General features: G+C 66.1%; 6 protein-coding genes. 2 read left to right on the forward strand and 4 right to left on the reverse strand.

Features of this window, described 5'->3' with window-relative positions:
- Nucleotides 1-14: 14 nt before the first annotated feature.
- On the reverse strand, nucleotides 15-1,904 hold the full coding sequence (gene mutL, locus CAL18_RS02705) for a DNA mismatch repair endonuclease MutL (protein ID WP_094817288.1): 1,890 nt from the start codon (nucleotides 1,902-1,904) through the stop codon (nucleotides 15-17).
- 138 nt (nucleotides 1,905-2,042) lie between these two features.
- On the opposite strand from mutL, the gene CAL18_RS02710 reads away from it, so the two are divergent.
- A complete protein-coding gene (locus CAL18_RS02710; protein ID WP_094817289.1) occupies nucleotides 2,043-2,684 on the forward strand; it encodes a VTT domain-containing protein in 642 nt (213 codons plus the stop codon).
- A 19-nt stretch (nucleotides 2,685-2,703) separates the two neighbouring features.
- Here the strand turns inward: CAL18_RS02710 and CAL18_RS02715 are convergent, their stop codons facing one another.
- From CAL18_RS02715 to tsaE, 3 genes are all read right to left on the reverse strand, one after another.
- A complete protein-coding gene (locus CAL18_RS02715) occupies nucleotides 2,704-3,135 on the reverse strand; it encodes a VOC family protein (RefSeq protein WP_026640935.1) in 432 nt (143 codons plus the stop codon).
- 86 nt (nucleotides 3,136-3,221) lie between these two features.
- The gene (locus tag CAL18_RS02720; protein WP_026640934.1) at nucleotides 3,222-4,598 is read right to left on the reverse strand and encodes an N-acetylmuramoyl-L-alanine amidase; all 1,377 of its coding nucleotides are present in this window, start codon (nucleotides 4,596-4,598) and stop codon (nucleotides 3,222-3,224) included.
- Nucleotides 4,529-5,065 carry a tRNA (adenosine(37)-N6)-threonylcarbamoyltransferase complex ATPase subunit type 1 TsaE gene (tsaE, locus tag CAL18_RS02725; RefSeq protein WP_094796000.1) on the reverse strand — a complete coding sequence of 179 codons (537 nt, stop codon included), beginning with the start codon at nucleotides 5,063-5,065 and terminating at the stop codon, nucleotides 4,529-4,531. Before tsaE ends, CAL18_RS02720 begins: the two co-directional genes overlap by 70 nt.
- A gap of 142 nt (nucleotides 5,066-5,207) precedes the next feature.
- On the opposite strand from tsaE, the gene fumC reads away from it, so the two are divergent.
- Nucleotides 5,208-6,599 (forward strand): class II fumarate hydratase, encoded by a 1,392-nt coding sequence (gene fumC / locus CAL18_RS02730; RefSeq protein WP_094817284.1) that lies wholly within the window; start codon nucleotides 5,208-5,210, stop codon nucleotides 6,597-6,599.
- Nucleotides 6,600-7,234: the final 635 nt, after the last annotated feature.

A 7,234-nucleotide genomic window follows, 5' to 3' on the forward strand; every position in this document is an offset into this window, starting at 1 on the left:
ATGATCGGGCATGGCTATTGCCCGCGCAGGAACAGTTTGTCGAGGTCGGATAATGACCACTGCACCCATGTAGGGCGTCCGTGATTGCACTGATCGGCGCGCTCCGTCGTTTCCATCTGGCGCAATAGTGCGTTCATTTCTTCGATGGTAAGGCGGCGGTTGGCGCGCACCGAACCATGGCAGGCCATGGTGGCCAGGAGTTCGTTGCGCTGCTCGGTCATCAGGCGCGATACGCCCACGGTGGCCAGGTCGCGCAATACGGCGCGCGCCAGCGTTTCGATGTCGCCGCGCGCGAGCAGGGCGGGTACGGAGCGCACCGCGATCGACGCGGGCCCCGACGGCCGCATGTCGAAACCCAGGCCGGCGAGCTGTTCCTGGTTTTCTTCGACCAGCGCCACGTCCTTTTCGTGCGCGTGGAATACCACGGGCACGAGCAAGTCCTGGCGGGGCAGTTCCCGGGCATCCAGTGCATTCTTGAGCTGTTCGTACACCACCCGTTCGTGCGCTGCATGCATGTCCACCAGCACCAGGCCCCGGCGGTTCTGCGCCAGAATGTATATGCCATGCAGCTGCGCCAGCGCCATGCCCAGCGGATGTTCCTCGTCCACCGGCAGCGAGGCCGGCGCCGGCTGCGGTTCGCGCGTGGTGGCGGCTTGCGGGGGCGGCGCCGCATCGAGTGGCCGGTACAGCGAGCGCCAGTCGGCGGCGGGCACGCCGGCGGGTTCGGCATGCAGGCGGAATGGCACCTGGGTGTGCGGGCGTGCGGCGCGCCCATCCGTCGACGTCTGCGCATGGGGGCGATCATGCGTCGGGGCAAGGGGGTGTTCGCCCGGCACGAGACGCCGCGCGTCGGCCGCGGTTTCCGCGGCCGGCTGCGCTGGCAGCGCGGTTGCCGGGGCCGCGACGGCCGAGGCGCCGCCAGTCTGCGCCAGCGCCTGCGCCACCACCTGGCCCACGAACCGATGCACCGCCCCGCTGTCGCGGAAGCGCACTTCGTGCTTGGCCGGATGCACGTTGACATCCACGGCGCCGGGGTCGATATCCAGGTACAGCACATAGGCCGGCTGCCGGTCGCCATGAAGCACATCGGCATAGGCGGCGCGCAATGCGTGGCTGACCGTGCGGTCGCGCACAAAACGCCCGTTGACGTACAGGTACTGGCGGTCGGCCCGCGCACGGGCCGCGGTGGGGCGGGTGATCATGCCGGCCAGGCTGATGGCGCCGGCCGCGGCGCTGAGCGGCAGGCCATGCTCGACGAATTCGGCGCCCAGCACGTCGCGGATCCGCTGCCCCGCGTCGGCGGGCAGCCACTGGCGTTGCGCGCGGTCGTGGTGAAACAGCCGGAACGCAATGCCGGGATGGGCAAGCGCGATACGTTCCAGCGCGTCGACACAGTGGCCGAACTCGGTGGCTTCGGCGCGCAGGAACTTGCGTCGCGCCGGCACGGAATCGAACAGTTGGCGCACGTCGACGGTGGTGCCCGGCGGGCCGGATGCGGGGGTCACCTGAAGGCTGTGGCCGTCGATCTGCCAGGCGTGCTGCGCCTGGCGCGTGCGCGAAATCAGCGTAAGCTGCGCCACCGAGGCAATCGAGGCCAGCGCCTCGCCGCGAAACCCCATAGAACCGACGGATTCCAGTTCGTCCAGCGAGCGAATCTTGCTGGTGGCATGGCGGGTCAGCGCCAGCGGCAGTTCTTCGGGCGGGATGCCTGCGCCGTCGTCAGTGACGGCAATGCGCCGGATACCGCCGCCTTCCAGCCGCACCTCGATGGCACGGGCGCCGGCATCAATAGCGTTTTCGAGTACTTCTTTCAGCACCGACGAAGGCCGTTCGATGACTTCGCCTGCGGCGATCTGGCTGATCAGCAGGTCGGGCAGGGCGGCGATCGCGCGGCGTTCTGACATGGAATGCGGCTGGGTGGAATCGGGCATGTGGTGATTTTAGCCGCCCGCCGGCGCGGGCCCGCCACGAGGCGCCGACGGACCGCCGGGGGGCCTTGCGCTATAGTCTGCACGCCCGGTGTCATGATCTACGGTAACGGCATGCTCGACTTTCTTCAGATGGTGCTGCACATCGACCAGGCGCTGGGCGTCTGGGTGCAGCAGTATGGCGCGGGTGTTTACCTGGCGCTGTTCGTGATTGTTTTCGCCGAGACCGGGCTGGTCATCGCGCCATTCTTGCCGGGGGATTCGCTGCTGTTCGTCGGTGGCGCGTTCGGGGCCACAGGCGCGCTCGACCCCTTGTGGCTGGGCGGGTTGCTCATGATGGCGGCAGCCGCGGGCAATACGGTGAACTACTTCATCGGACGCGCCATCGGGCCGCGCGTGTTCAGTCAGAACGCGCGCCTTCTGGACCGCGCCGCGCTGCTGCGTACGCGCCTGTTCTGCAGAAGGCACGGCGGCAAGGCCATCGTGATGTCACGCTTCGTGCCCGTGGTACGCACGTTCGCGCCGTTCGTGGCGGGCGTGGGCCGCATGAACCTGCTGCGCTTCCAGTTGTTCAATGCAGGGGGCGCGGCGCTGTGGGTGGGCGGCCTTGTTGCGGCAGGGTATTTTTTCGGCAATATCCCGCTGGTCAGAGATCACTTGAACACGATCGTGCTGGCGGGCCTGGCGGCGGCCATGGTGCCGGTGACGGGCGCGGCATTGTTCAGGCTGGCGCGAGCCCGCCGCTTGCGAGACTGACCGGGCGCGACAAGCGCGCTTATTGCTGTGCCGGCGGGTTGCCGGTCTTGGGCCAGTAAGTGCCGAACGTCCACAGGTTGAGTTCCGGGTCGCGACACGAAAATTCGCGGCTGCCGAAATCGGTGTCGGCGATTGCCCTTTCGATGTGCGCGCCCGCACCCCGCAGGGTTTCATATAGCGCGTCGGCGTCGTCCACCGCCAGGTACAGCGAATCGGTGCGGCGTCCTTCCAGGCTGCCGACCAGTTGGCTGTACGCATGATCGCGATGCTGGCCCAGCATCAATATCGACGATCCGAAGGCCAGTTCGGCGTGTACGACCACGCCGCCATGCCGGTACACCACATGTTCCGTGAAACCCACTGTGTCGACCAGCCACTGGATCATTCGTTCGGCGTCATTGCACAGCAGGGTGGGAAAAAGACGCGGCGGCTCGCTGGCAGGCGATGTCATGATCAGTCTCCGGCTGGGGAAATGATGTCAGTCGTCGGCTCTGCGTCCGCGCGCGTCTTGCGTCTTGGACGATTATTTTGCGGGCGCTAGCTGGCGTCGGCAATATGCGCGATGGGAGGATTGGCAACGAAGTATTGCTGGATGCCCGTCATCATCGCCTCGGCCAGTTTCTGCTGGTGGCTGGAAGAGCGCAACAGCGCTTCTTCGCGCGGATTGCTGATGAACGCTGTTTCAACCAGGATAGAAGGGATGTCGGGAGCCTTGAGCACCGCGAAACCCGCTTGCTCGACCTGGCGCTTGTGCAGCCGGTTGATTTTCTTGATTTCGTCCAGGAAAGCCGCGCCCAGCCGCAGCGAATCATTGATCTGCGCCGTGGTGGACAGATCAAGCAGCACCTTGGCGACGTTTTTGTCGTGGCTGCCCAGGTTGACGCCGCCTATCAGGTCGGCGGCGTTTTCTTTGTTGGCCAGCCAACGTGCCTGCGTGCTCGAGGCGCCCCGCTGTGACAGCGCAAATACCGACGAGCCGCTGGCGGTGGGCTTGATCCACGCATCGGCATGGATGGAAATGAACAGGTCGGCGCGCACGCGGCGCGCCTTCTGGACGCGCACATGCAGCGGCACGAAATAGTCGTCGTCGCGCGTCAGGTAGGCCCGCATATTGGGCTGTGCGTCGATCAGCGTTTTCAGGCGCCGGGCAATGCGCAGCACCACGTCTTTTTCGCGCAGGCCGCTCTTGCCGATGGCGCCCGGATCTTCGCCGCCATGGCCGGGGTCCAGCGCGATGGTGAGCATGCGCTTGCGGCGCGCCGGACGGGCGGGCTCGGGCGCCGGCTTGGGCATGGCGATGGCCGGCGGCGGTTCCTGCCCCTGCGCCTGCGGGGCGGGAGCGGGGGGCGCGCCGGGATTGCGTGCGATGTCTTCGAGAATGCGCGCCAGAGGATCGTCGACGTCGGGGCCGGCCTGCTTTTTCAGCATCGCCATCAGGGGGTCTTGCGCCACCTTGGGATACAGGTCGAGCACCAGGCGGTATTGGTAGTCGCCCACCGGCTTGAGCGTGAATACCTGGGGCGCCACGCCCTGTTTCAGGTCGAAGACCAGGCGCACGACATTGGGGCGGTTCTGCGCCACCCTGAGCGCCTGGATGTACGGGTCGTCGGGGCGCACCTTGGAGATCAGCTGGTTCAGCGCGCTGCTGACTTGCAGGCCTTCCAGGTCGACCACCAGCCGGTGCGGATTTTCCAGCGTGAAATGTTCTGCCTTGAGTTCGCTGTCGAGTTCAAGGGTGACGCGGGTGTATTCCTCGGCCGGCCAGGTGCGCACGGCCAGGATGGTGGCGGCGCTGGCCAGCCGCGGCAGTACGGGAAGGACGAGCAGCGTGGTGGCGACGCTGATCAGGCGTCGGCGCTGGGCGCCGCGGGAGGAGAGGGCGCCTGGGGCGTTGGGACAATCGCGTTCAACCATGTTTGTCCTCGGGCGGTATGGGCGGTGAGGGTGGCATCGCGGCCCGGGCCGGCATAGGCCAGGGAAATCTGCATGTCCGGAGGGGGTAATAAGCCTTCGGCACGCTCGGGCCATTCGATCAGGACAACCGCGTCATCGCGCAGCAAATCGCGAAAACCTGCGTCCAACCATTCGCGCGGATCGCTAAATCTATAAAAATCAAAGTGATAGAAGTATAAGTTAGAAACTTTATAAGATTCAAGCAGGGCATAGCTTGGGCTCTTGATGCGGCCCTGGATGCCGCATGCACGCAACAGTGCCCGGGTGAACGCGGTTTTGCCTGCGCCCAGGTCGCCCTGCAGATGAATGCGCCCGCCTGCCGGCAGGCCGCCCGCGCCACCCACCAGCGGCGCAAACTGGCGCGCCAGCGCCTCGGTGGCGGCCTCATCGGGCAAATGCAGGGTCAGGTTGCGCGGCGGAACGGACATGGCGTGGGCGGAGTGGTAAAACGGATGGACGTGCCCGGATTATAGGTAGCCAGGCGGTCTGCTATCATCGTATTGATTTTTATTCTCGTTTGAGCTCGGCTCGCGGCGTTCGTTCCGTGGGCGATCCCAGGAAGCCTCCGACATGAAAACCCGTATCGAGAAAGACACCTTTGGTCCCATTGACGTTCCCGCCGACCATCTGTGGGGCGCCCAGACGCAACGCTCTTTGCAGTTCTTCGCCATTTCAACCGAGCGCATGCCGGCGCCGCTGGTACACGCCATGGCCAGCCTGAAGCGGGCAGCCGCCAAAGTCAACGCCGATCTGGGCGAGCTCGACCGCCAAATTGCCGACGCGATCGTCAAGGCGGCCGATGAAGTCGTCGCCGGCAAGTGGCCCGACGAGTTTCCGTTGTCGGTCTGGCAGACAGGCTCGGGCACGCAGAGCAACATGAACATGAACGAGGTGCTGGCCAACCGCGCGTCCGAGTTGCTGGGCGGCGAGCGAGGCGAAGCGCGCAAGGTGCATCCCAATGACCACGTCAACCGCGGGCAATCGTCCAACGACACCTTCCCCACGGCCATGCATGTGGCCGCGGCGCTGCAGATCGAACATCACCTGTTGCCGGCGCTGAAGGCGCTGCGCGGCACGCTGGCCGCCAAGAGCGCGGCGTTCTACGACATCGTGAAAATCGGCCGCACGCACCTGCAGGACGCAACGCCCCTGACGCTGGGGCAGGAATTGTCCGGGCACGTCGCGCAGCTTGACCTGGCCGAACAGCAATTGCGCGCAACGCTGCCCGGACTGCACCAGCTGGCCATCGGCGGCACGGCGGTCGGCACGGGGCTGAACGCGCATCCCGAATTCAGCGCGCGCGTGTGCGCCGAACTGGCGCACGACACCGGATCGGCCTTCGTATCGGCGCCCAACAAGTTCCAGGCGCTTGCGTCCCACGAGGCCTTGCTGTTCGCCCACGGCGCGCTCAAGGCGCTGGCGGCCGCGCTGATGAAAATCGCCAACGATGTGCGCTGGCTGGCCAGCGGACCGCGGTCGGGCCTGGGTGAAATCAGCATTCCCGAGAACGAGCCGGGCAGCTCGATCATGCCGGGCAAGGTCAACCCCACCCAGTGCGAAGCCATAACCATGGTGGCCGCGCAAGTCATGGGCAACGACGTCGCCATCAACATAGGCGGAGCCAGCGGCAATTTCGAGCTCAACGTATTCAAGCCGCTGGTGATCCACAACTTCCTGCAATCCGTGCGCCTGCTCGCCGACGGCATGGCAAGTTTCGACCAGCACTGCGCCGCCGGCATCGAACCCAACCGCGAACGCATCGCCGAACTCGTCGAACGCTCGCTGATGCTGGTGACCGCCCTGAACCCCCACATCGGCTACGACAAGGCCGCCCAGATCGCCAAAAAAGCGCACAAAGAAAACCTATCCCTCAAAGACGCCGCACTGGCCCTGGGCTACGTCACAGAAGAACAATTCGCGCAATGGGTCGTACCGTCCGCAATGACAAACGCCGGCAGGTAGGGGCGGCGTACGTTGTCGGTTGGGAATAGCGCGGAGATGCGGAAGGTGTCTGACACCCCTGCGGGGAGTCAGACACCGATCCTGGCCCTCGTACCGTCGGCAATGACAGACGCCGGCAGGTGGGGGTGAGGTACGTTGTCGGTTGGGAGCAGCGCGGAGATGCGGAAGGTGTCTGACACCCCTGTCGGGGAGTCAGACACCGATCTCGCCGGCTCCAGCACCGGCCCAGGCGCCGACCGCAGCGCCAGCCCCAGCACCCGCCACCCCTTCATACTCCGGCCACCCCTTCATACTCCCGCCATCCCGCTTCATTTATGCCTGCGCGGGCCGCGGGGGGCGGCGCGCGCGGGCGGCCCTGTACTGTCTTTCCTTGCACCCTGCTGGAGCCTAATGGGGCAAGAACTCCACTCTACCCGGCGTTGTGGGTCATTGAGATTCTGCGAGTCTGGGTGGGGGCGGGGGCGGGCGGAGGCGCCTCGGGGCCGGGCCCGGGCGCGCGGGGCGCCCGGACGGCACCGTGAAGCCGATGCCCGCCCCCGCCCCCACCCAGACGCCCCACAACCTCAGCTCCCCACCCAGACGCCCCACAACCTCAGCTCCCCACCCAGACGCCCCACAACCTCAGCTCCCCACCC

Source organism: Bordetella genomosp. 7, assembly GCF_002261415.1.
In the GTDB taxonomy this organism is placed as follows: Bacteria; Pseudomonadota; Gammaproteobacteria; order Burkholderiales; family Burkholderiaceae_B; genus Bordetella_A.